At 41.0% G+C, this 24,563-nt stretch carries 28 protein-coding genes and 2 pseudogenes; all 30 read left to right on the plus strand.

Going from position 1 to position 24,563, the window contains the following annotated elements; genetic code table 11:
• Positions 1-82 precede the first annotated feature (82 nt).
• Positions 83-580: a nucleotidyltransferase domain-containing protein gene (locus tag AC04Q6_RS15215; RefSeq protein WP_009247521.1), complete on the plus strand. Its 498-nt coding sequence runs from the start codon at positions 83-85 to the stop codon at positions 578-580.
• A 136-nt stretch (positions 581-716) separates the two neighbouring features.
• Entirely contained in the window at positions 717-989 is a 273-nt protein-coding gene (locus tag AC04Q6_RS15220; protein ID WP_117739486.1) for a hypothetical protein, read from the plus strand.
• A 191-nt stretch (positions 990-1,180) separates the two neighbouring features.
• On the plus strand, positions 1,181-2,425 hold the full coding sequence (locus AC04Q6_RS15225) for a serine/arginine repetitive matrix protein 2 (RefSeq protein ID WP_117739498.1): 1,245 nt from the start codon (positions 1,181-1,183) through the stop codon (positions 2,423-2,425).
• A 102-nt stretch (positions 2,426-2,527) separates the two neighbouring features.
• Positions 2,528-3,280, plus strand: coding sequence for a CHC2 zinc finger domain-containing protein (locus AC04Q6_RS15230; RefSeq protein WP_117739487.1), 753 nt, complete (start codon positions 2,528-2,530; stop codon positions 3,278-3,280).
• Positions 3,231-4,490, plus strand: coding sequence for a virulence-associated E family protein (locus AC04Q6_RS15235; RefSeq protein ID WP_235904608.1), 1,260 nt, complete (start codon positions 3,231-3,233; stop codon positions 4,488-4,490). Before AC04Q6_RS15230 ends, AC04Q6_RS15235 begins: the two co-directional genes overlap by 50 nt.
• A gap of 380 nt (positions 4,491-4,870) precedes the next feature.
• Positions 4,871-5,062 carry a transposon-encoded TnpW family protein gene (locus AC04Q6_RS15240; RefSeq protein ID WP_117739489.1) on the plus strand — a complete coding sequence of 64 codons (192 nt, stop codon included), beginning with the start codon at positions 4,871-4,873 and terminating at the stop codon, positions 5,060-5,062.
• 110 nt (positions 5,063-5,172) lie between these two features.
• Positions 5,173-5,391 (plus strand): annotated as a pseudogene (locus tag AC04Q6_RS15245) (VirD4-like conjugal transfer protein, CD1115 family); the annotation flags it as partial.
• Between the two features lie 165 nt (positions 5,392-5,556).
• Positions 5,557-7,095 carry an IS21 family transposase gene (istA, locus tag AC04Q6_RS15250; protein ID WP_118071979.1) on the plus strand — a complete coding sequence of 513 codons (1,539 nt, stop codon included), beginning with the start codon at positions 5,557-5,559 and terminating at the stop codon, positions 7,093-7,095.
• 6 nt (positions 7,096-7,101) lie between these two features.
• Positions 7,102-7,878 (plus strand): IS21-like element helper ATPase IstB, encoded by a 777-nt coding sequence (gene istB / locus AC04Q6_RS15255; RefSeq protein ID WP_118071980.1) that lies wholly within the window; start codon positions 7,102-7,104, stop codon positions 7,876-7,878.
• Between the two features lie 88 nt (positions 7,879-7,966).
• Positions 7,967-8,551 (plus strand): annotated as a pseudogene (locus AC04Q6_RS15260) (type IV secretory system conjugative DNA transfer family protein); the annotation flags it as partial.
• Positions 8,552-8,791: 240 nt separating this feature from the next.
• Positions 8,792-8,953, plus strand: coding sequence for a Maff2 family mobile element protein (locus tag AC04Q6_RS15265; RefSeq protein ID WP_055066063.1), 162 nt, complete (start codon positions 8,792-8,794; stop codon positions 8,951-8,953).
• A gap of 73 nt (positions 8,954-9,026) precedes the next feature.
• On the plus strand, positions 9,027-9,374 hold the full coding sequence (locus AC04Q6_RS15270; protein ID WP_015543451.1) for a TnpV protein: 348 nt from the start codon (positions 9,027-9,029) through the stop codon (positions 9,372-9,374).
• A gap of 14 nt (positions 9,375-9,388) precedes the next feature.
• Positions 9,389-9,670, plus strand: a complete 282-nt coding sequence (locus AC04Q6_RS15275; protein ID WP_003864601.1) for a hypothetical protein — start codon at positions 9,389-9,391, stop codon at positions 9,668-9,670.
• A gap of 258 nt (positions 9,671-9,928) precedes the next feature.
• Positions 9,929-10,711 (plus strand): EAL domain-containing protein, encoded by a 783-nt coding sequence (locus AC04Q6_RS15280; RefSeq protein WP_003864600.1) that lies wholly within the window; start codon positions 9,929-9,931, stop codon positions 10,709-10,711.
• Positions 10,712-10,883: 172 nt separating this feature from the next.
• A complete protein-coding gene (locus tag AC04Q6_RS15285; RefSeq protein WP_020944839.1) occupies positions 10,884-12,602 on the plus strand; it encodes a Na/Pi cotransporter family protein in 1,719 nt (572 codons plus the stop codon).
• Position 12,603: 1 nt separating this feature from the next.
• A complete protein-coding gene (locus AC04Q6_RS15290) occupies positions 12,604-13,458 on the plus strand; it encodes a substrate-binding domain-containing protein (protein WP_015543454.1) in 855 nt (284 codons plus the stop codon).
• 696 nt (positions 13,459-14,154) lie between these two features.
• Positions 14,155-14,454: a hypothetical protein gene (locus AC04Q6_RS15295; RefSeq protein ID WP_015543455.1), complete on the plus strand. Its 300-nt coding sequence runs from the start codon at positions 14,155-14,157 to the stop codon at positions 14,452-14,454.
• 23 nt (positions 14,455-14,477) lie between these two features.
• Positions 14,478-14,888 (plus strand): single-stranded DNA-binding protein, encoded by a 411-nt coding sequence (locus AC04Q6_RS15300; RefSeq protein WP_003864594.1) that lies wholly within the window; start codon positions 14,478-14,480, stop codon positions 14,886-14,888.
• Positions 14,889-15,034: 146 nt separating this feature from the next.
• Positions 15,035-15,241, plus strand: coding sequence for a helix-turn-helix domain-containing protein (locus tag AC04Q6_RS15305; RefSeq protein WP_003864593.1), 207 nt, complete (start codon positions 15,035-15,037; stop codon positions 15,239-15,241).
• A 346-nt stretch (positions 15,242-15,587) separates the two neighbouring features.
• Positions 15,588-16,109, plus strand: a complete 522-nt coding sequence (locus AC04Q6_RS15310; protein ID WP_003864592.1) for a GNAT family N-acetyltransferase — start codon at positions 15,588-15,590, stop codon at positions 16,107-16,109.
• Between the two features lie 57 nt (positions 16,110-16,166).
• Positions 16,167-16,592 carry an N-acetyltransferase gene (locus AC04Q6_RS15315; RefSeq protein ID WP_003864588.1) on the plus strand — a complete coding sequence of 142 codons (426 nt, stop codon included), beginning with the start codon at positions 16,167-16,169 and terminating at the stop codon, positions 16,590-16,592.
• A gap of 94 nt (positions 16,593-16,686) precedes the next feature.
• Positions 16,687-16,854 carry a hypothetical protein gene (locus tag AC04Q6_RS15320; RefSeq protein WP_173741029.1) on the plus strand — a complete coding sequence of 56 codons (168 nt, stop codon included), beginning with the start codon at positions 16,687-16,689 and terminating at the stop codon, positions 16,852-16,854.
• A 180-nt stretch (positions 16,855-17,034) separates the two neighbouring features.
• Entirely contained in the window at positions 17,035-17,217 is a 183-nt protein-coding gene (locus tag AC04Q6_RS15325) for a DUF6440 family protein (RefSeq protein WP_003864586.1), read from the plus strand.
• 112 nt (positions 17,218-17,329) lie between these two features.
• Positions 17,330-18,841: a hypothetical protein gene (locus AC04Q6_RS15330; protein ID WP_003864585.1), complete on the plus strand. Its 1,512-nt coding sequence runs from the start codon at positions 17,330-17,332 to the stop codon at positions 18,839-18,841.
• A gap of 322 nt (positions 18,842-19,163) precedes the next feature.
• Positions 19,164-19,388 carry a DUF3791 domain-containing protein gene (locus AC04Q6_RS15335; protein ID WP_003864584.1) on the plus strand — a complete coding sequence of 75 codons (225 nt, stop codon included), beginning with the start codon at positions 19,164-19,166 and terminating at the stop codon, positions 19,386-19,388.
• Positions 19,381-19,947, plus strand: a complete 567-nt coding sequence (locus tag AC04Q6_RS15340; RefSeq protein ID WP_020944841.1) for a DUF3990 domain-containing protein — start codon at positions 19,381-19,383, stop codon at positions 19,945-19,947. Before AC04Q6_RS15335 ends, AC04Q6_RS15340 begins: the two co-directional genes overlap by 8 nt.
• Positions 19,935-20,165 (plus strand): hypothetical protein, encoded by a 231-nt coding sequence (locus AC04Q6_RS15345; RefSeq protein WP_003864582.1) that lies wholly within the window; start codon positions 19,935-19,937, stop codon positions 20,163-20,165. Before AC04Q6_RS15340 ends, AC04Q6_RS15345 begins: the two co-directional genes overlap by 13 nt.
• 200 nt (positions 20,166-20,365) lie before the next feature.
• Complete coding sequence (locus tag AC04Q6_RS15350; protein WP_015543456.1) at positions 20,366-20,731, plus strand: DUF3847 domain-containing protein; 366 nt, start codon at positions 20,366-20,368, stop codon at positions 20,729-20,731.
• Positions 20,731-22,458, plus strand: a complete 1,728-nt coding sequence (gene mobQ, locus AC04Q6_RS15355) for a MobQ family relaxase (RefSeq protein ID WP_003864580.1) — start codon at positions 20,731-20,733, stop codon at positions 22,456-22,458. Before AC04Q6_RS15350 ends, mobQ begins: the two co-directional genes overlap by 1 nt.
• A 38-nt stretch (positions 22,459-22,496) precedes the next feature.
• Positions 22,497-24,404, plus strand: a complete 1,908-nt coding sequence (locus AC04Q6_RS15360) for an AAA family ATPase (RefSeq protein ID WP_023843669.1) — start codon at positions 22,497-22,499, stop codon at positions 24,402-24,404.
• The last annotated feature ends 159 nt before the right edge of the window (positions 24,405-24,563 follow it).

Genomic DNA, 24,563 nt, shown 5'->3' on the forward strand with positions numbered 1-24,563 from the left:
ACAAAAAGGATGAAAGACTGACAAATTTCAGGCTTTTAGTGAGTTGGAAAGCATACAAAGATTTGAATTTGGAGGATAGATTATGGTACGTACAGAAGATGCATGTGAAATTATAAAATATGCTTTGCAAAACGAAATTAAAGTATATTTAGATGGCGGATGGGGTGTTGATGCACTTCTTAAAAGAGAATCAAGAATACACAATGATATTGATTTGTTTGTTGAACTGAAACATTATCATGATTATATTTATGTGATTAAGCAGCATGGATTTGAGGAAGTAAATACTGATTATACAACGGATGGTCATACTGTCTGGAAAGATGATAAACAAAGAATCATTGATTTACATTGTTTTGAATTTACAGATGACGGAATTGTTTATGAGGGAGATATATTTCCATCAAAAACTTTTTCCGGTATTGGAAAAGTTGGAGATATAACTGTTTCTTGTATTGAACCATTGAGTCAGGTAATGCTTCATTTGGGATATGAACACGATAAAAATGATGTGCATGATGTGATGCTGTTGTGTGAAACATTTCAAATAGCAATACCAGATGAATATAAGGAAAAGTAAAATTTCAGTTTTGTGAAAAGAGAATAGTGAGTAATCCAAAGGGCATCAACCGAAAAAAGTTGGTGCCTTTTGTTTTGCTCATTAATGCTCAGAGAGGATGCAAAGAAAAAACTGAATATGACCGGTGAGGTCAAATATGAGAGCCGATGCAATTTGGACTTTTTTCAAAAAAGTGACAAAGTGTCGGCTCTTATTTTTGAGTAAATCCGATTTGAGGATTTTTGAAAAACCGGGCGAAACGAAAATTCTGACAGATGGGACAGTGGCGGAAATTTCATTTTGTCCGGCGGGTGTACAGAGGGCGGAGCCCTTTGTGCAGGGAATGCAAAGGGGAGGCAGCTCCATGCTGGGGTTAAGGGGCAAAGCCCATTATCGGGTCAAGGGTGAAACGCCTTGCCCAGTGATTTGATGCCTGCGTCAAGTCGTACTGGGTATTATCTGGCGAATTGTGTTACCCAAAATCGTTTTCGGGAATGACCGCCACATGAAAAAAGCTTGTGGAATGCAAGAGGCAGATAATGGAAAGACCACAGAGGAGGGCAGAATGGGAAAAAGAAAAATGAAAAAAATGCAGAATAGATGAAAGGGGGAATCAGAAAAATGAGAGCTACAAGGCATAATGGCAGATCGGGGAAACATGGTGTTTATAATCCAAAGCACAATGACAGAAAATTCGATATTGCCAACAGCGAGCATATTGATGCGGAGAGGGAAAAGCAGAATATCTATTGGGACTGTTACCGGGGATATGTCCAGAACCCTTCGGATGAGACACTTAGAAATTGGGGACCGGTCGAGCCGGAAGCAAGTTTTCATGATATTGAAAAGATGTATTATGAAGACCATTACAGCGATTTTATAAAAGGGCAGAATGCCAGAAATGAGAAAAACCGCCACCCGGAAAGAAACCGGACAACGGAAGATCTGCTGAAAAATAAAATGACCTGTCCGGAAGAAACGATATTCCAGATCGGAAAGGAAGGGGAGCATATATCGGGAGAACAGCTTTTTCATATTGCGGATTTTTTTATGAAAAGGTTCGAGGGGATGTTTGGAGACCATGTGCATATTTTGGATTTTGCACTCCACATGGATGAGACCACTCCCCATATCCATGAACGTCACGTGTTTGACTGCGAAAATAAATATGGGGAACTGTGTCCGCAACAGGAAAAGGCATTGGAAGCACTTGGAATTCCTCTTCCCGATCCAGATAAGCCCAGAGGAAGAAACAATAACCGGAAGATGACTTTTGATCTGATCTGCAGGAATCTTCTGTTTGATGTTTGCAGGCAGTATGGGCTGGAGATTGAGGAAGCGCCGGAATATGGCGGAAAGAAGTATCTGGAAAAGCAGGAGTTTATCATACAGGCACAGAAAGAAAAGATTGCCCGGCAGGAACAGATGATAAAGGAACAGGAAGAAAAAATCATGGATAATGAAACCCTGATCGATGAAGTGTCAGAGATCGCTTATGACAAGGCGGTGGAAGTCGTTACGGAAAAAGTAAGGGCACAGACACAGGAAGAGGATATCAGGCTTCTGGATCAGCTTTGCAATAACATTGTCCAGAATCCAAATAATTCTGATAAGGCAAAAACAATTACCAAAAATGTGATTAAGCTGGCGAAAGAGAAATTACGGAATGCAGCAAATGCAGTTATTGAAAAAGTACAGAAAACTCTTCAGGAGCCAGAGGTCAGTAAAGCGAATACGGAACAGATCAAGAAGAAGGCAAGGACGAGTGTTCTTGAAAAACTGGCTGCCAATAAAAAGCGGGTCGCAGAAGAAAACGCTGCCAGAAGAAAAACAAAAACGAAATATCATGACAGGGATTCCCTGTAAAGAGCATTTTGATTTATTCAGTTTTGGATAAAAGTCAGGATGCTCTTTTTTTATTTTGAACCCGGTCATATCTGAACGGGTTGGAAAGGAAGTGGATAAAAAATGAATGTGTTTGAAGAAGTAAAGCAGAATGTGACGGTCAGGCAGGCTGCGGAACTTTATGGATTTAAGCCCAACAGGAGCGGATTGATCCGGTGCATCTTTCATAATGACGGTACACCGAGCATGAAAGTTGACCGCAGATATTACTGTTTTGGATGTGGGTGTACCGGGGATGTGATCGATTTTACCGCCCAGCTCTTCGGACTAAAATCCAGAGAGGCTGCTTTGAAGCTGGCAGATGATTTTGGAATCTCCTATGGGAACAGGGCAAGGGATTCTCCCAAAAGTGGGAAAAAGTCTCTGGTGAAAGAAAGAGGGAAGGTATCAGAAACAGACTGGAAAACAGAATGTGCCAGACTTACAAAAGCATATCTGGATTACCGCACCCTGCTTCTGGAATGGAAAGAATGTTATGCACCAAAAACACCAGAGGAAGAGTGGGATGGGCATTTTGGCACCGCACTGAGGGAGTTGAGTATCGTTGAATATTATCTGGATATTCTTCTGTTCGGTGATGAAGAGGATAAGAAAATGCTTGTCAAGGAAAAAGGAAAGGAGGTGGAAAAGATTGAGCGAGAATGTAAAGGAGCAGGACGCTTTGCAGATCATGGAGCAGATGGCGGATGTGGATGCCATAAGGGAGATCCGCTCCCATCTGGCGGTGACAAATCAGGGAACCGTCAAAGGGACGATGCAGAATTATATGATCGTGCTTCGGGAAGATCCGCTACTGAAAGGGAGCCTGAGATTTAATCTTTTGAACCAGAGGATCGATATCGTCAGGAAACTCTGGTGGAATGATGGTATCACCTCTATGACAGATGCTGCCAGAGATTTCTTTTATCTGTATTTTGAACAGTTTTATAGTCTGGGAAATGAGAAAAACATGGATAAAGCCCTGAGGGCGGAAGCAAACAGCAAACAGTATCATCCGATCTGCGAATATCTGAACCGCTTAGAGTGGGATGGCACAGAACGTATCCGTTATGTATTGAAGCGGTATATGGGGGCAGATGATTCGGATTTGGTCTATGAATGCCTGAAGCATTTTATCATGGAAGCACTGCTCCGTATTTTTAAGCCGGGGTGTAAGGCGGATGAGATGCTCTGCCTTGTAGGAACACAGGGGGCAGGAAAATCTACATTTTTCCGCTTTCTGGCTATTAAGGATGAGTGGTTTTCAGATGACTTGAGGGATTTGGGAGATAAAAAGATTTATGAAAAGCTCCGGGGTCACTGGATCATGGAAATGTCAGAGATGATTGCTGCGATCAGTGCAAAGAGCAATGAAGAGATCAAGTCCTTTTTGAGCCGGCAGAAAGACACATTTCGGAATTCCTATGGGAAATTTGAAGAGGACAGACCGAGACAATGTCTGTTTGCCGGGACAACCAATACAAAGCAGTTTCTTCCCTTTGACCGTACAGGAGCAAGACGTTTCCTTGTAATCGAGGTCGATTCCTCAAAGGCGGAAAAACATCTTCTTGATAATGAAGAAGAATCGAGGGCATACTTCGACCAGCTTTGGGCGGAAGCAATGGTCATCTTCAATTCCTGCAAGAACAAAAGCAGCCTTCTGAAACTTCCAAAAGAAATGGAGGAGCAGATCATTGAATACCGGAAACAGTTCATGCAGGAAGATACGATGGCAGGGCAGGTTCAGGGATGGCTGGATGGATATGCCGGGACTTATGTCTGCTCCAGACAGATCTGGAAAGAGGCGTTTAACCATTATGATGGCGAACCAAAGAAATATGAGACCAATGAGATATGCCAGATCATGGACACACAGATCATTGGCTGGAAAAGAGGCGGTTATCATCGTTTCTCAAAAGAAGGATTTGGTACACAGCGGTGCTGGATCAGAGAGGGAAAGGATGAAACAGAGACTGTCAACCAACCGGACAAAGATGGCTTTATAAAACTTACGGAAGGTGAGCAGATGAAGATACCTTTTGATTAGCCTGACAGGGAGGGGATGGTCAAAACAGCTGAATTTCCATTTTTTTGACTGTTTGTGTACTGGTTGTTGACATTTTTGTTGACTGGGAAAAGCCTTTAAATATCAGCTTTTTCAGCATATTTCTTAACTGTCAACAAAGATATTTAAAAAAGAAAATATTATTTAGAGTAGGGATGACTTGGATAAAGAGATTATTTTATTAAAAGTTTCAAGTGCCTTGTTGACATTGACGGAGAGACAGAATTCCAGATCGGGATACCGTCCCGGCTGGGATAATAACTGTCCTCTCTCTGTCGGGCAAATGAATAGAATACTGGCAGGCAATTTGGAAGATCAGTCTGCCACCCTGCCCGCCGGTAAATCACAGAAAGGAGAAGCTTATGGGACAGGTTCTGAATCCGAAAACGGAAAACAATACATTTACAAAAAGGATTGGGCAGACAACTTATGTTGTCCGATTCCATTACAGTGAGAACGCAAGAGAGACGATGCAGGAGAAAATCAACCGGATGCTGGTGAATGAAGTTAACCGTTCGGACTTCATGGAAACAGAGGAAAAAATGGCTGAGTAACTTAATGGTTGTAACAACAAAGAACGTTTTCATCAGTATTTTAGCTGTTTTACCCCTGATTTGACACGAAAAAGTGCCTTTTTTGATGAAAAAACTATTGACATTTTGTTTCAGGTAAGACAGCAAAATCTATTCTGATCAGTTGTGGTGCAAGACTCGCACCCTTTGATATTGCGGAACTGCGGGAGCTTATGAGTTATGACGAACTGGAACTGGATTTGGTCGGTGACAGGAAAACAGCATTGTTTGTTATTATTTCAGATACCGATGATACCTTTAATTTTATTGTTTCTATTATGTACACACAGCTTTTTAATCTGCTCTGTGACATGAATAATCCGGGGTGAAATCCATCACCTGTCCGGCGTATGGAAATCAATGTTCCGTTTTTTAGGGAATCACGATTCCGGCAAAAATGGAATCACATTTTTCCTAAACCCTTATAATGATGTTATGCACTTTTAGTGTAAATTCATTATGAGGAGGTCACGATTATGACCAAATATCGAGAAATCATCCGGCTTACCGGATTGGGATTCTCACAACGTAACATCATGGCAAGCTGTGGTGTTTCACAAAAAACTGTCGTCAAAGTTCAAAAACGTGCCAGAGAACTAAATATCTCTTGGCCTCTTGATGAATCAATGACCGACACAGAGCTTCAAAAGCTCATGTTCTCGAAAGAGAGCAAGGTATCTGCCAGTAAGAAGATGCCCGACTACGCTTACATCCGTAAGGAACTGCTCCGTAATGGAGTCACCAAAAAGCTCTTATGGACTGAGTACATAGAGGATTGCCGTGCCAACGGTGAAGAACCACTCATGTATTCACAATTCTGCTATCACATCCAACAGGATGAGCAGAAACATCGTGCTACCATGCATATCAACCGTAAACCCGGCGAACAGGTTGAGGTTGACTGGGCTGGTGATCCGGCAACAATTATTGATCCTGACACTGGTGAAATCTTAAAATCTTACATCTTTGTAGGTGTAATGACTTACAGTCAGTATGCATATGTGGAAGCATTTCTGGATATGAAGCAGAGATCATGGATCAATGCTCATGTCCATATGTATGAGTACTTTGGCGGTGTTGCCAGAATCCTCGTACCGGATAACTGCAAAACCGCAGTTATTCACAATGGGGGATGGAAAGACCAGCAGATCAATGAAACTTATCAGGAACTAGCTGAACATTATTGCACCGCTATTATTCCGGCTCGTGTCAGAGCTCCCAAGGATAAGCCGAATGCTGAAGGAACGGTAGGAAATATCTCTACCTGGATAACAGCAGCACTTCGGGATGAACAGTTCTTTTCCCTTGCAGAATTAAACCGTGCAATAAAAGATAAGCTAGAACTGTTCAACCAAAGGCTCTTTCAGAAGAAAGAGGGTAGTCGGCGAAGCTTATTTCTTGAGGAAGAAAAACCATTGCTGGCACCATTACCTGCTACCCGTTTTGAACTGAGCGACTGGAAAACAGCCACCGTCCAGTTCAATTATCACATATCTGTGGACGGAATGCTATACTCAGTTCCCTATGAATACATCAAAAAGAAAGTTGATGTCAAGATAACAGATACCACTATTGAAATTTTTTACAATCATAACCGCATTGCTTCCCACCGCCGTCTGAAGGGGCGTCCTGGGAAGTACAGCACTGTCACGGAACATATGCCGGAAGACCACCAGAAATATCTGGAATGGAACGGCGACAGGTTCCGCAAATGGGCTGAACGGATTGGCATAAATACGTACACTGTGGTCAATGCGATACTGACCTCCAAACGTGTGGAACAACAGACCTACCGAAGTTGTATGGGGCTTCTGAAGCTTGCAGAGAAATACTCAGATGCATTGTTTGAAGCAGCCTGTAAAAAGGCACTATCTTATACAGCTTCACCCAGTTATAAGAGTATTAAAAACATCCTTGTAACAGGTTCTGTAAAACCGGAATCAGAAACTACTGAATCCAAGACTACACATAAAGCACACGGCATCACAAGAGGTGCCGATTACTATCGGAGGTAAACATATATGACGAATCAGAGTACAATAGATAAATTAATTGAAATGCGCCTTACTACTATGGCAGATGCGTTCCGCAACCAGCTGGATGATACGAAATTTAAAGACGTACCATTCGAGGACCGTTTTGGTATGCTGGTGGACATCGAATACAGTAATCGTAAGAATAATCGTCAGAAACGATTGATCCGTAATGCTGGATTCGACCAACCGGAAGCAAGTATCATGGATATCAATTACACTTCCGGACGCAAGCTTAACAAGGGTCTTATTAACCGACTTGCAACTTGCGAATATATATCTGAACACCGGAATCTTTTTATCACCGGCGCTACAGGCTGTGGTAAAACTTACATGGCCTGCGCCTTTGGTATGGAGGCTTGTAAGCAGTATTTCAATACCAAGTATGTCCGTCTTCCTGATCTGCTTATTGATCTGGAGACAGCACGGACAGATGGTAACTACAAAAAAGTCATGGCGAAGTATGCAAATCCAGTTGTCCTGATTCTGGATGAGTGGCTTCTCTTGAAACCGACGAATGCAGAACAAAGGGATATCTTCGAACTGCTTCATAGGAGACGTAAGAAATCTTCAACGATTTTCTGCTCCCAGTATGCATTTGAGGAATGGTATGAGCAGCTCGGCGGTGGTGACAGTCCTCTGGCAGATGCGATCATTGATCGTATTGCCCACGACAGCTATCGAATAAATATCACGAGCATTGATGCTGAACATGATAGATCAATGCGTGAGGTATATGGCTTGGATAAAGCACTACGCGAGTAAACTCGCATAATTACACAGGTGATTTCCACTTCCGGACATCTGATTCCCAAATTTCCGGAAGTGCGATTTCATCGCACGAGAATATTCAGACAGAGCTGATGATGTATATGGAGGTAGACTTCCAATTCATGTGAGGTGTCTCCTGGACGAGTTTGCGAACATCGGACAAATTCCAAAATTTGAAAAACTGATTGCTACGATTAGAAGCCGGGAAATCTCAGCTTCTATTATTTTGCAGTCAAAGTCTCAGCTTAAGGCAATTTATAAGGATAATGCCGATACCATCGAAGGAAACTGTGATACGACCTTATTCCTGGGTGGAAAGGAAAAAACGACATTAAAGGAAATAGCGGAGATCCTGGGAAAAGAAACCATAGATCTTTATAACACATCGGATACGAGAGGCAGTCAGCGGTCTTATGGAATGAACTACCAGAAAACAGGAAAGGAGTTGATGAGCCAGGATGAAATAGCAGTCATGGACGGAGGAAAATGTATTCTGCAGGTGAGAGGTGTCAGACCATTTTTCTCAAATAAATACGATATTTGCAAACATAAAAATTACAAATATCTGTCCGATTATGACAAAAAGAATACCTTTGATATTGAAAAATATCTGAGTACTAATCTGATACTGAAACCAGAGGATGAAGTGGAACTGTATCAGATGTAACTTCTCGACAAATTGTCGGGAAGTGGATCATGGGAGGAAATCATGAATAATTTGGAAAAAGGAACAGTCGGTATCCATCGACGAAAATGAATATACCGACTGTACGTGTGAGGAATTTTCCAAGTAGAAAATCCTATGCTTAGTGTAGCACAAAAGGCAGGGTTTATATAGTGTTTTCTTCCCTTTCTGGAAAAAATCTAAGAAAGGACTGGAAAATGTAAGTTTTCCAAAGGTACACTTATGGCATTTTTTACAACGGCAATTACGACCTTAAAAACATTGGTTTGTGCGATCGGAGCCGGACTTGCAGCCTGGGGAGTGATCAATCTGCTGGAAGGATATGGAACGGACAATCCGGGTGCAAAGTCACAAGGAATAAAACACTTAATGTCTTCTATGTGAAAAGATTTTAAAGAGAAAATGCACATCCTACGCAGATAACATGACAATTTCATGCAAAGCGAAAGGAGACACCATGAAAATCGAATACACAAAAGTGGGAGACTATTATTTACCGAATCTTTACTACCCGGAGGAAACCAGACCGATTGGCTTATGGGGAATGCTTCGGAAGGAATATCTGAAAGAACATAAATCTGGAACTTATACATATCTTCTTCTGACCGCCAGGCTGGACAGTTATTTGGCAGATCTGAATGAACAGGCACAGGAACGCTTTGAATTGATCGAAACTCAGATGCGAAGTGCGGAGGGAGTTTCCGAGGAACTGAAGAGACAGAATCCTATGGAATGGCTATGCCACTGTAACAATATCCGCAACCGGGCTGCTGAGATCATCAAGCAGGAACTGATTTATGTATAAGGGGGATTCTAGATATGAGAAGAGAACTGATTGAAAGTTATTATGAAGAATACCAGCGGGAGCTGGAAAGATTTCTTGAATCTGACCCGGAGATGTTCACTCTGGAAGCAGAAATTCATCATTACATAGAAATACTGGAACCGGTCCTCAGAGATGGCGGACAGGAGATGTGGCAGACACTGGACAGGATTATTTCAGCGAAAAATGCAATGGAGGGAATTGTGGCAAAAGAAATGTATATCCGGGGATTTCTGGATTATGAAAGACTGGTGTGTGAAAAAGACAGTAAGATCTGAATAATCAGAACATAGACTATATATAACGAGGCTTTTATTGTATAGACAGTAAGAGCCTCATTTAATATAGTTTTCATAATAAAAAACAGGTGGTAGTACGTATTTGCTTTGTGTTATATAAGAATTGGTCTGGCTGAACAATGGTGAAAATTTACTATGATTTTACTTAAATCTGATTGAAGGATGAAAAAGTGATGATATCATATAGTGGGTTGATAGGGTTACAGAAAATGTATTCACAGAGGCAGAGAAGAAATAATGAAAGTAAAAAATGCAGATGAATTTTATAAAATATTAGAAAGAAAGGCTATATATCCGGTATTTCAGCCGATTGTAAATTTACAGACTGGAGATGTGGCAGGATATGAAGCTCTTAGTCGTATCGACAGGCATGATACGACTCTTATGATTTCAGATTTGTTTGTGATTGCTGAACAGGTAGGCTGTGTTTGGAAATTGGAAAAATTGTGCAGAAATAAAGCATTGAAGGCAGCGGCGAATAAACCAGAACATGCAAAATTATTTCTTAATGTAGATGGTAATATCATTCAGGATAAATCGTTCATACAGGGATTTACAAACCGTAAGGCTGCGAAAGCCGGAGTACCGTCCTGTGACATTGTATTTGAAATAACGGAACGGTCGGATATAGAAAACTATCAGATTCTGCAACAGATTATGAAGCATTATGCAGATCAGGGATATGAAATAGCTTTGGATGATGTTGGAGCTGGATATTCTGGTCTGAACCGTGTAGTAAATACATCGCCAAACTACTTAAAAGTTGATATAGAACTGGTCAGAGATATTCAAAAACATAAGAAAAAGGAAATTATGATGGAATTTCTGTTGCATTACTGTAATGAGACAGGAGCAATTCTGATTGCAGAAGGGATAGAAACAGAAGCAGAGTTGGAGTGTCTGTGTAGATTAGGTGTTCATTACGGACAAGGATATTTTCTTGGAAGACCGGACAGAACGTTCAAAAATGTAAGGAATGAGGCGATGTTGGTATTACGTAGACTGAATAATAAATCGTAATGAAAACTATATGTCAGCAGGTGAAAAATGAATAAGTCAATTATAACATTATAAAGATTTCCATTGATTTTTACACCTATTTTACACAAGCACTCACATAGATTTGATTTCTGTCTTCTATAATTGTATAGGAAAATGTAGATCTTATATAATAACAGGAGAGGAAAGAGAAATGAACGAGAATGTGAAAGTGGTTTTTGGTCTGATCGGTGGCCTTGCCTTGTTCCTTTATGGAATGAACAGCATGAGTGATGCACTTCAGAAAGCCGCAGGAGAACGAATGAAAAAAATCCTTGGATTTCTTACAAGAAATCCAATTATGGGAGCACTTGCCGGAGCACTTGTAACAGCTGTATTGCAGAGCAGTTCAGCGACGACAGTTATGGTTATCGGTTTTGTCAGTGCGGGACTTATGAGTCTTCCGCAGGCAATTTCTGTTATCTTTGGTGCCAACATAGGAACCACTATGACGGCACAGCTGATGGCATTTAAAATCAGCAATTATATTTATCCAATTATCTTTGTTGGATTTATTCTGAACTTTGTTAGCAAAAAAGAAAAGGTTAAAAATATCGGTATGGTAATTTTTTCATTCGGACTTTTATTTGAAGGAATTGAAATCATGGGTGAAGTCATGAAACCTTTGGCGGGAAGTCCGGTCTTTGTTGATCTGATGGGAAAAGTTTCATCCATTCCGGTTCTTGGTGTTGTACTGGGAGCGGTCATGACATTGGTTGTGCAGAGTAGTTCAGCTACGATTGCAGTTCTGCAGAATTTTGCATCACAGGCAGGACCGGACGGAGTAAGCAGTGTAATAGGGCTTACCGGTGCGATTCCGATTCTTCTTGGAGATAATATAGGTACAACGATCACAGCACTTCTTGCATCAATTGGACAATCTAAAAATGCAAAACGTACAGCAATTGCGCATAGTATTTTTAATATCAGTGGAAGCTGCGTTTTTATTTTCCTGGTTCCGTGGTTTGCAAAATTTGTCCAGTTTATTTCACCAAAGGGAAATGAGATTGATGTGATTTCAAGACAGATTGCAAATGCACATACAACGTTTAATATCGTCTGTACACTGGTCTGGCTGCCACTGATTCCGCTGATGGTAAAAATTGTTACAACAATCATCCGTGGAAATGACAAAACAGAGAAAGCAGCTTTTGAACCCAAATATCTGGATATGAAAGTGATTGAACAGCCGGCGGCTGCTATGGTTCTGGTATCTAAGGAACTGAACCGACTTGGAGAACTGGCAGAATCTCTGTTAAGTGATTTAAAAACGGCGATTGTAGCAGATGGAGACTCAAAAACTCATGGTTCGTTTATAGAAAATCTGGAGATTGTACATCAGTTACAGGACAGTGTGACAGAATATATTACCAGATTATTCGCAAGCGGAAACCTTACAGAACAACAGTCTGAGCAGACGGCAGGGTTACTGTATGTAAACAATAGTATTCAGAGGATTGCAGACAGATGTGAAGATATTGACCAGATATGTGAAAAAGTAAATAACAATGGAAAAAGACTGACCAGTGAAGCCTCCTCAGAAATGGAAGACTGCATTGATATTATCCAGCAGCTTTTAAAGAAAGCAATGGAGGCAATCCGTAAGGGTGATGCTGTAGTGGCTGAAACAGTTTTTAAAAATAAGAAAAAAATGCATAAAGCAGAGAAAAAATACAGTAAGGCACATTTAAACCGTGTAAAAAATGAGGTTTGTGATGCGTCTATGACAAGATATTTTTCTGGGATCATGTATAATTTTGACCGTATGGCAGATAATTGTGTCAGCATTGCAGAAGAAGCCTGTGATAATGTGGCTTTTATAAACCTTGATGAAGAGACGGGAAAATCAATGATGGAAAGAGGTGCAGTATAAAATGGTAAAGAAAAAAAACATCCGAAAATCTGCACTTCTGCTGATAATGATAATGCTGGCAACGGGAATAACAGCATGTGGAACCGAGGAAGAGCCATTGCCGGATCTGTCTGCTATGGGAGCTGTCACAGCTGTATCACGAGAAGAAGGGTCAGGAACCAGAGCAGAATTTGAGAATCTTTTGAAACTGCCTGAGAGTGATACAGGAATAGTTGTTGATTCTACAGAGAAAGTTCTGAAAAAGGTGGAAGAAGATAAAAACGCAGTTGGTTATGTCGCATATAGTTCCGCAACAGATACGAATGGAAAAATACTTCAAATCAACGGAGTTCTTCCTTCTGAGAAAACAATAGACAATAACAGTTATCCTCTTTGCAGGGATTATTATCTGGCTTATAATGGAGAACTGACAGATGTGGAACAGGATTTCCTGACTTATGTAAAGAGTAAAGGACAGGATATTGTGAAACAATATTGTATTCAGGCTGACAGTACAACAACATTCCTTTCTGACAAGTCAGAAGGAAAGATTCTGATTGAAGGATCCACTTCAATGGAACCAATGGTAAAAGCACTGGCAGATGACTATCAGAAACAAAATCCAAATGCTGAAATAGAAGTAAAAGCAACAGATTCTTCAAGAGGGATTACGGCGGTGATAAGTGGAGAGTGTGATTTCGCAATGTCATCCAGAGAATTAAAGGATTATGAAGCAGAGCTTCTGGAAACAAAAGTCATTGGAAAAGATGCTATAGCTATTGTGATAAATGAAGAAAATCCACTGGAAAATCTTACAATAAAACAACTTACAGGTCTGTACAATGGAACATATAAAAACTGGGATGATCTTTCCTGAGAAAAACGAATATAATATCTTACAAGCACTGACTATAACGGTCGGTGCTTCTTTTTTGGATTTTTTCAAAATTATCTGACATTCTTCAAATTCCCACGTGTGATTAGTGGAAAAATAATTTTTTCTGCAAAAGTACCGTCCAAATGCCCTCTGAAACTTGCTATTAGTGAGGGAATATTTCATTTATGCGAAAAAAACTTGCAAAAGGGGGTTGGTAAATACCGCTTCCCAGGCTTTATAGGTAGAGGAACAATTATTTTAAAAATTTTACCCCAAAGATGTCCGCTTTTGCCTGTCTCAGTACAGAGTATGTGAAGGGACTAACAAAAGTAAAAGAAAAAATGATAAAAATGCAAAAAAATATCACGAATCTTTTGCATCTTGCGAAGTCATTTGACTCTAGTAATCAGAGGACGTTTTGGAATGTTCCTTCGATGAACCTTGACAACCGATAAGTGCACCCTGGAAGCCTAACAGGAGTTATGCCATGACCTTTCTTTTTCTGAGAGCGAGCGAAATTATAATGACACTCCCGATGATGGGCGGCTGACCGAAGCCTTATGGTCAGTGACCTGCTGATGCAGGCAGAGGCAGTCTGAGACGGCTGCAGGTGACAGGGAAACGCACGCCAGACCGCCGGACGAATGAAACTGATGACAATGTTTACAGGGCAAAATGCCCGGAAAGGAGCAGTTTATGACAGAACTGAAAATGAAAGAAATGCAGTTGATTAACTGGTTTGGATGCCCGAATCTGATTTATACAAGGGAGAGAATCCATCTGGTTGCCATGCTTACAACAGATGAAGAAATGAAAAAGAATCTTTACAGGGTATGCAGATTCCTTGCAAGAGAAGAAATCGCATATCGGTATCCGATCATGTATGAAATGATCCGGAAAATATTTTCACCGGATGATACCAATCCACCGGAAGCATGTGCAATGTTTATGCCGGACGATGAAACAGATGATGAAGAATATGCAATGGCAGCGTAGCTGCGGAAAGGACAGTAACGATTATGAATAAAGTGGTTTTAATGGGAAGACTGACAAAGAATCCGGAGATCAAATATGCCGGAAAAGATAATGATATGGCAGTAGCAAGATATACACTGGCGGTAAACAGAAGATATAAACGTGACGGTGAACAGGAAGCGGATTTTATTTCCTGTGTCACATTCGGAAAGAGTGCAGAGTTTGCACAGAAATATCTTCACAAGGGAATGAGGATTGTGATTGGCGGTCGTATCAGCACTGGCAATTATAAGGACAAGGACGGGAAAACAATTTATACTACAGATGTGATCGTGGAAGAACATGAATTTGCCCAGAACAAGGATAATGGTGTTGGAGCTGATTCATCGGAAACACCGAAAACAGATAAGGACGGATTTATGGAAGCACCGGAAGGTGAGGTTCCATTCGACTAAACCGAAGTAAATGGTTGGAGAGGTTGCCCTTTGTCGGGGCATCCTCTTTTCCATTTTACAGAAGACATCAAAAATTACAGGTATTCAACCTAACGAAATCGTGATATAATCAAAATATGTTCAGATGAAAAATATGGAGGTTGCTTATGGGCGTAAGTTATAACAGATTATGGAAAATGCTCATAGATAAAAATATGAAGCGGATAGAGATGCAGTACCTCACCGGGATCAGTGGAAATATTCTTGCCAGGATGGGAAAAAACCAGTATGTATCAATGGAGACGATTGAGAAGATCTGCAAGAAGCTGGACTGCACCGTTGATGAGATGCTGGAATTTACAGATGATGAGTAACAAGAGCAGACATGTCAAATTATTAAAACTGGAAGAATGCTTCAGAAGTCGAAAAAAGAAATTGAAAAAAGATAACACGCCGGATACGGCATAAATCTCTTAGCAACGCTAAGAGCGCACTTCTATACAGGCAATTCCATCTGCCTGTATCGTGCGACCTGCGGTGCTGTTCCCGATTTCAAGAAATCTCAAACCGGGAAATACAGCGAAATCAGAGATTTCGTACAAGGGGAAGATCCCCTTGCGGCACAGATGCCTATCCCTGATAAAGTTTGTGACTGAATATTTCAGATATAGACATATAAGGGGAAAGAAAGTGTGAAATCAAAATTTGTGGAGAGATTTTATGATTAGAAAAGCAATACTAAAAGATGTTAATTCGATTGAAGATACTTACAATGAGCATTTCCAGTATGAACTGAATCATACAGCCTTTACTGTATTTAAGAAAGGGGTTTATCCAACGAAAGATGATGCAGAACGGGCTATTTATGCTGGTGCTTTGTTTGTATATGAAGAAAACGGAACAATTGTTGGAAGTATCATTATTGATAAAGTTCAACCAATAGAATATGCAACTATTCCTTGGAAAGAAAAATTATCTGAAGATGAGGTAATGGTAATTCACCTTTTAATGGTACGTCCGAGTATGTCTGGTAAAGGAATTGCATCATCACTAATAAAATTCGCTACAGAATTAGCACAAAAAAATAGTTGCAGGGCACTACGTTTGGATACAGGAAGTCAAAATATTCCTGCGCTATCTTTGTATCAAAAAAATGGATTTGAAATAATTGCTAGTGCTTCTAAAAAAGTTGGAGATGTAATTGCACACAAAAACCATCTTTTTCTCGAAAAGATATTGTAGTTCGTAAATTCCAGTTTGAAAAATTGAGAAAATCGGAGTTTGAGGAGCATCACCGTTATGATTAGAGAATTACGGAAAGTGGATATAAATAAAGTTGCAGAAATATGGTTAGATACAAATATAAAGACACATTATTTTATCTCTGCTCAATATTGGAAAAGTAATTTTGAGTTAGTAAAAGAACTTCTATTACAGGCAACTGTCTATGTTTACGAGGATAAACAGGAAATACAGGGTTTTATAGGGTTAAGTAACGAATACATTGAAGGTATTTTTGTTTCTGCCGAAATGCAATCTCAAGGTATAGGTAAAATTTTGCTAAACTATGTAAAGGGAAAAAGAAACAAATTAATCTTAAATGTATATCAAAAAAATACACGGGCAATATCCTTTTATCAAAGAGAAGGATTTGAGATTCAGTATAGCGGTTTGGATGAAGCTACTGGAGAAAAAGACTATGTAATGGCATGGCAGCAGAAATAGAAATTCAAGTTTTAGTGTTTGGAAAATTATGACTTAGTGTGCAAGTTGGGAGAAAATATGGTAACGGAAAAAGAGAAAAAAGCATGTCGATTTATTGCCGAATGGCTATAAGATTGTGAGACAGTCTCTGGTAGATGATCTGGAGGGCGAAAAAAAGGTATGTTGGGAGACAGAAATTTTGCAGGATGATGATAGTGGATTTACTTATGAAATCAGCAGGTGTCTGTATTTCGATACCTGTAAGGAACATGGCTATGCATAGTTCTGCAAAGTATTTTGCAACCATGACTGGTATGCTTATGGAGTATTAAAGCATCATTCGAGATTTATCAGAAAATCGACGATTGCCGAAGATGGAACTGTATGTCATGATACAATCGAGAAAGTAACAGAGAAACATTTTTTATAAAACCGAAAAATTGATTATGGGAGGAAATTGAAAATGGCGAAAGAAGAGAGATTTGAAAAAATATATTCTCAGGGAGCATTAACTACTACTGAGATATGGGTGGATAAGGAAACTGGTGTGAATTATTTATATCATGCATGTGGGTATTCAGGTGGACTGACTCCATTGTTGGACAGAGATGGGAAACCAGTTATTTCTCAGGCTATAAATAGATGACCTTAGAAACAGCAACTGTTATGGTAAGTAACAGCATCGTCACAATATGTATATGGTCGATTGGTGTGTGCGGTAATATACTATATTCAGAAAAACAATTCAGGAGATTTTTATGAGAAGATCAGGTTGGACAAAATGGTTGATCGTGATTCCGGCAATGCTAGGCATTGTGTTGGTGACCTATGTGCGGTATACAACGGATATCTGGGGATTTGGTGCATTTATCTGCCAGCTGATTGCAATTTTGGAATTGGCTTATGGTCTGCGAATTGCGATGCTGGCACAGAATAGAAAGAAGTCCTATCGGTTAACACCGGAAGAACGACATGAGTATGCACGGTATTTATATGAGAAGCAATATCACCGTTACCCTGCTGTAGCGAATCAGATGCTTTTGGTTATGGCACGGATGAGTGTACTCCTTAACAATTATGAACGGGCTGCACAGGAGCTGGCAGATATTCGTATAGATAAATTCAATCCAGCACAGTTGAAGTTGTATTATTACCTGAAAGTGGTTACAGCAATGGCAGCAGGAGATGCGACAGGGATTCAAGAGAGCCAGATGTGTTACGCAGGGATTCCGGATACTAAATGCACATATCCGTCAAAAGCAGAGCTTGCTATGTGGATAGAGCAGAGAGCGGCAGCGCAGATGGCAGAGGCACTGAAGAAGGCAGTGCCGGATAAAAAAGAGCATCCGATACGGATCAGTATCATTACTTTGGTTCTTGCGTATAGTACCTTCTTCTATGGATTGTGGTATGGTATAAAACGTGATATGGGATATGAAGTGAGATATCGTTTCGCAGAAATATCGATTACTGTTATTACAATCAGTCTGGCGGTTCTTTTGATCTGGGGGATCGTGAGTTTATACAGACACAATTGCCAGGCATTATCCATACAATTCGGTAAAAACAAAGTGGCATTGATAATTGTCTATGGAGCTGCTGCGATATTTGCACTTTTGATTATTGGAATGAGTGGTCTGAGTGTAGTGTTCGGAATGGATGGAACAGAAACGGTGACTGGTTGTGACAGCAAATATACGTATATAACTGTGCAGGAAGATTATGGTGGTGAACGGAGATACAGAACCAATAATCCATTTGTTATGCAGAGTATGGATGGTCTGTGGTGGTCTTCGGATACAATAGATGAAGAAGATAATCAAGAAGAGGATACTACAGAATTACCGGATTTGGATACAGAGAATTCAACAGATTCAGAGGATATTCAGAGTGGAAATACCATAGAAGATTACGAGACAGAAGGGCAGCATGATGGTCTGACAATTCAAAATGCAATGCTGGCAGTTTATAATTACCTTCAGGAGCAGAATACACTTCAAAATATGGCGTTCAGTTACACGGCGAATGCAAAGGGAGAAGTCTATGCTGTCGTCAGCGAAACGCAGGAAACAAAGAACGGTAATACGGTAAATGTGAGATACTGTCTGTACGATAATGGTTCCAAGACAGATGCAGATGGTAATTCCTGCGAAGAACTGGTGTTAGAAAAAGTATATCCGGATGGCAATTACGAGACCGAATTGGTAGATTTTTATCTGGTAAATGCAGATACGATGCAGGTGACAGACGAACAGAAGAATACGTGGTAAAATAAATTCTGGGGAAGTAGGTGCATTGTATGACAATGAGAGAAAAAATAAAACTATTATCGTAAATGTTTCAAGCGGACTGGGTTCTTTTGGAAGTATGCAAAAGGACTCCAAGACATAAGAGGTGAACTGCGCTGATCCAGGTGCCACGGCAACAGATTTGAATGTCGACGGAGGAAAGCAAACAGTACAGGCGCAATCGTAAAACTTGCAATGATTGATAAAACCGGACTAACAGTAACTTTTATTAGTCGATTTGGAAATATGCCTTGGTAATCAACAATTCCGGTTTTACTGACTAAGAAAATGAGGAGGATTCATAATGAGTGAGAAAACAGAGATTACTTTTATGCAAACAAGACTAATCCGGCTTGCTTCAGAAGAGTGGCATTTACCTGTTGAACAGATTATCCACTTGTTTAAAGAAGCCGATGTTCTTGGATATATAGAAAAATGCTATGGGATTTTTCATTGTGAAGGCGATGAAGCTGTGCTTGAAGATATTACTGAATTTTTGCAAAGAAAGGGGATAGAGATTAGTGCTTGAGTTAAAAGATGGATTTGTTCTCTATCATGGAAGTTATTGTGAAGTAAAAGAGCCAGATCTTGCCAAATGTGCAAAGAGAAAAGATTTTGGACAGGGATTTTATTTAACCACATCAAAGGAACAGGCAGAAAGTTTTCTGAGAACCTCAATAGCCAAAGCCATCGCAACCGGAACAATTGAAGAGGGGCAGAAGTTTGGATATATTTCAACTTTTGAATTCAAACTTTCAGAAAATCTTGAAACGCATATTTTTGAAAATGCAGATGTGGACTGGTTACATTGTATCGCCGCTCACCGAAAGAAAAAAATGTTTATTGAGGTTGAACGTGAAATGGCAAAATATGATATCATTGCAGGAAAGATTGCGGATGATGCAACAAACGCTACTCTTACCGCTTATCTTGCGGGTGCTTTTGGGACTGCAGGTGATAAAGTAGCAGACGATTTCTGTATCAGACAGTTGCTGCCGAATAAATTGAAAGATCAATACTGCTTTAAAACTGAGGCAGCTATTGAGTGTCTGAAATTTGTGAAAGGTGAGAAGATATGGCTGAAGTAACAATTCCAAAGGAAAAAATGAATTATACAATCGACCTTCTGATCACTATGGTGACAGATGAAATCGCAGAAGAGACAGGCAAGGACAGAAACGAGGTATTGACAGATTTTTTGTGTTCAAAGACAGGAAAAGCACTGTATGATGAGAAGACAAAGCTGTGGTGCACTGGTCCGGCATATATAGCTGAACTGTATATGGAAGAATTAAAGAAATCCTGATATGGGATGTGAGTTTAAATTTATACGACAATGGTGACAAAGACTTTCATTCCAAGGAGCAACAATTAAATATTTCAAAAACGCTGAGGTCAGCATTTCCTAATCACAGGACAACGACCTCAGTTTTTTATACCCAGGAATCGGCATTCATGAATAAGCCGGTTCTTTTTGTTTACAGAAAAAAGAAGGAGTACAAGAAAATGAGCAGAGCAAAAAATCCAAAGTATGAATCCATGTCATTGGAGGAACTGAAGGCCAACATGGAAAAGAGCAGACAGGAACTGGAGGCAGCAATTCACCACAAAAACATTCTGGAGCAGCGGAAGAAGCTGGTAGAACGCAGGGAACGTTCCCACCGGCTGATTGTCAAAGGGGCAGAGTTTGAGAAAGTATTTCCGCTGTCCAGAGATCTGGAACAGGAAGACGTCCAGGACATGATGAATCAACTGCAGAACAGCAGTTACAACAAGAGTATTGTGCGGCAGGCTCATATAGCCGCCTTACACAAAGATCAACAGCAGATTGCAGAAGCAGTAAAAAAGACAGAGAAGGGAGATGACAGTTAATGGCACTGTATCATTTTTCAGTAAGGAATGTATCCAGAGGGAAAGGGCAGATGGTGGTCGCTTCCGCAGCCTATATTTCCGGGCAGAGGATTTTTGACAGTTATTACAACAAGATACACGATTATACGAGCAAGTCAGGTGTGATATTTACAGAAATCCTGACACCGGAGTATGTGCCAGAGCGTCTGACTGACAGGGAAACACTCTGGAACGAGGTGGAGCATGTGGAACGGAACAACAAGGCACAGCTTGCCTATTCGTTTGACATTGCACTGCAGAATGAATTGACACTTGAGGAAAATATCAGACTGGCAAAAGAGTTCTGCCAGGAGCAGTTTGTGGCACGTGGCATGATCGTGGATCTGGCAGTCCATGAGGGAAAAGCGGAAAATGAAGAAGAACCGGATAATCCCCATTTCCATGTGCTTGTCCCAATCCGTCCTTTTACAGAGGAAGGAATCTGGGGCAATAAGCAGAGAAGGGAATATATTCTTGATGAGGATGGAAACCGGGTGAAGGATGCCAAAGGAAAAGATATGTTCAATGCTGTTTCTACTACCGGATGGAATGATCCGGAGCTTTTAAAAGAATGGCGGCGGGCATGGACAGAGAAAGTAAATGGGAAATTCAGGGAGTGCCACATGGCATCCAGAATCGACCACCGTTCCTACAAAGAACAGGGGATTGACCTGATCCCGACCATCCATGAGGGATATGAAGTCCGGGCAATGGAGAAAAAGGGAATCAAAACGGTGATCGGAGAATTGAACCGGGCAATCCGGCAGTTTAACCAGATGTTTATTTCTCTGAAAGAATCCATTCAGTGGATGAAGACAGCTTATGAGGAAATGAAAGCAGAGCTGGATCGCAGGCAGAACCCGACACTGCTGGAAAGCCTGCAGGATTATTATGATAAAAAGACACAGGGCAGACCACCACTTCCCAATTTTTATGCGGAGATGAAACAGAGAGGTAAGAATCTCTCCAATTTACAGGAGTTTGCAAAATCCATCAGTTATCTTCAGACACATCAGATAGAAACGATGGATGACTTGCAGGAACGGATTGAGGAACTGAACGGTGTTGTTTCTGTCAGTAAAAAAGAAATTTCTGAAAAGCGGAAACAGTTAAAGGAACTTGAGAATCTGGAAAAGATGGCAGAGGTAATAAAAACAAATCAGCCATTGATTGATGAGTATAACCATTTCTATTTTCAGAAAAGACGGGAGAGATATTATCAGCAGCATAAAAAAGAAATCAATTATTACCGCAAATGTGAACGGGAACTGAAACAACATCTGGATAAAAATGGAAAAGTGCCAACTGCCAGATGGAAACGGGAGAAAGAAGAACTTCAGGCGGGGATCGAAGAGCTGAAAGCAGATAATCAGCCGTACCAGGAGGAACTAACTTTTGTGAAAAAGGTACAGAGCTGTGCGGATATTGCCAGACGTGACCGGGAAATGGCAGAAGCAGATACTTCCGGGCGTTCAGAAGAAAAAAGGGAGAAGCAGGTGAAGTTCCCGACATTTTACACAGTTCAGGCGAAAGAGATTCTTGAAGAAAACGGGAAAGCAGAGCAACAGCCGTTGAACCAGTCGGAGCAGAATCCAGAAAAGAAGACCTCTCTTCTGAGAAAACTGGATGAAAAAAAGAAAGAGTGTGCAGAGCGTGATGCAAAACAACAGGCAGTGAAGAAAAAGCGAAACTATGACATGAGTTTATAACAGTCTGTCAGCAGGACAGACGGGAAAGGATGAGCAAAATGCAGTATACAGAAGAACAAATTATAAGAGCAAATCAGACAGATCTTGTTTCTTTTCTGAGCGCACAGGGAGAACAACTAGGGAAAAGCGGAAAGGAATACCGTTGGAAAAAGCATGACAGTGTAACGGTATCCGGAAACCGGTGGTACAGGCACAGTCAGGGGAGGGGTGGCTATCCGGTGGATTTTGTGATGGAATTTTACAATGCCACATTTCCGGAAGCTGTCAAGATGCTAACCGGGGAGGAAGGCGAAGGCAGGAACAGTACCTGCCCCGCCCCGTCCCCTGACTTCCGATTACCAGAGAAAGAGGAAAATAATGATAGAATCATCAGATATCTGACAGAAAACAGAGGGATTGAAAAGAATATGGTGGAGGAATGGATCGGCAGTGGGGATATTTATGAAGAAAAGAAGCACCATAATGTGGTGTTTGTTGGCAGAGATGCAGACGGTATTCCAAGATATGCCCATTGCAGGGGAACTGGTGAAACAAAATACCGGGGAGATGTGGCTGAATCTGATAAATCTTACGGATTCTGTCACAGAGGGACGGATAATCAGTTGTTTGTGTTTGAAGCAGCCATTGATCTGCTTTCTTTTATCCAATTATTTCCCAAAGACTGGAAAAAGCGGAGCTACCTGAGTCTGGGTGGCATTTCCAGTGCGGCACTGATGGCTTTTCTTTCTGAACGCCCTCAGATTACTTCGGTTTTCCTGTGCCTGGATAATGACCATGCAGGGAATGAAGCCAGTGAGAAATTGGCAATAGAAATCCCGGACGGATACAGTGTCATCCGTCTGAAACCGTCCCGAAAGGACTGGAATGAAATCCTCTGTGATAAAAATGCAGACAGGAAGAAATCAATCATTGAAACAGTTACAATGAAAGTACCGGAGAAGGAAGAACTGGTGCCGATGTTGTGTTATGAAGACATTGAACAGACCAGTGTAGAATGGCTGTGGTTTCCCTATCTGCCATTTGGAAAACTGACGATTATTCAGGGCAATCCAGGAGAGGGAAAAACTTATTTTGCCATGATGCTGACCGCAGCCTGCACGAACCGTAAGACTTTCCCGAACATGGAAGAGATTGAACCTTTTAATGTGATCTATCAGACTGCAGAAGACGGTATGGGAGATACGATTAAGCCGAGGCTGGTGGAAGCAGGAGCAGACCTGAGTCGGGTGATGGTCATTGATGATACAGAGGAAGCATTGACGTTATCCGATGACCGTATTGAAAAAGCAATCCGTCAGAATCAGGTCAGACTTTTAATCATTGATCCGGTACAGGCTTTTATCGGTGCCGATGTGGATATGAACCGGGCAAATGAAGTCCGTCCGGTATTCCGGAAACTGGGAATGATCGCTGAAAAGACCGGTTGTGCGATTGTGCTGATCGGACATCTGAATAAATCTTCAGGGACACAGAGTACTTACCGGGGACTTGGTTCTATTGATATCATGGCGGCGGTGAGAAGCCTGCTTTTTATCGGGAAAGTAAAGAAAGACCCGACAACAAGAGTACTGATCCATGAGAAAAGTTCTCTTGCACCTCCAGGTGAGACGATGGCATTTAAACTTGGAGATGAAGAAGGATTCCGCTGGGTGGGAGCTTATGAGATTTCCGCAGATGATCTTCTGGACGGAAAGGAAGGAAAGCCGACAGAAACAAAACTGCAACGGGGAACGAAACTGATCTATGAACTGCTTGCAGACGGAAATGCAGTCACAATCCGGGAACTGGATGAAAAGGCAAAAGCACAGGGAATCTCCCAGAGAACCATGCGAGAAGCCAGAAGCCGGATGAAAGAAGAACTGGATTATCGGATGAATGAAAAGCAGGAAAATACCATTCGATTAAAAAAACAAGGGAGAATGGGTGACGGCAGAATTTTGGAGTGAACGGCAGGCTTTATAGATACCCTATCTGCCGTCTGCCGTCTGCCGGTGCAAGGCAATCAAACGGAAATAGCAGGTATCCATACAGAATAAGGATTGCTGTGAATCTGGAACAAAAATGAATTGTAATATGGCGAATATAATGGTATGATTATCCGGTAA

Source organism: Blautia sp. HA9023 (assembly GCF_056504095.1).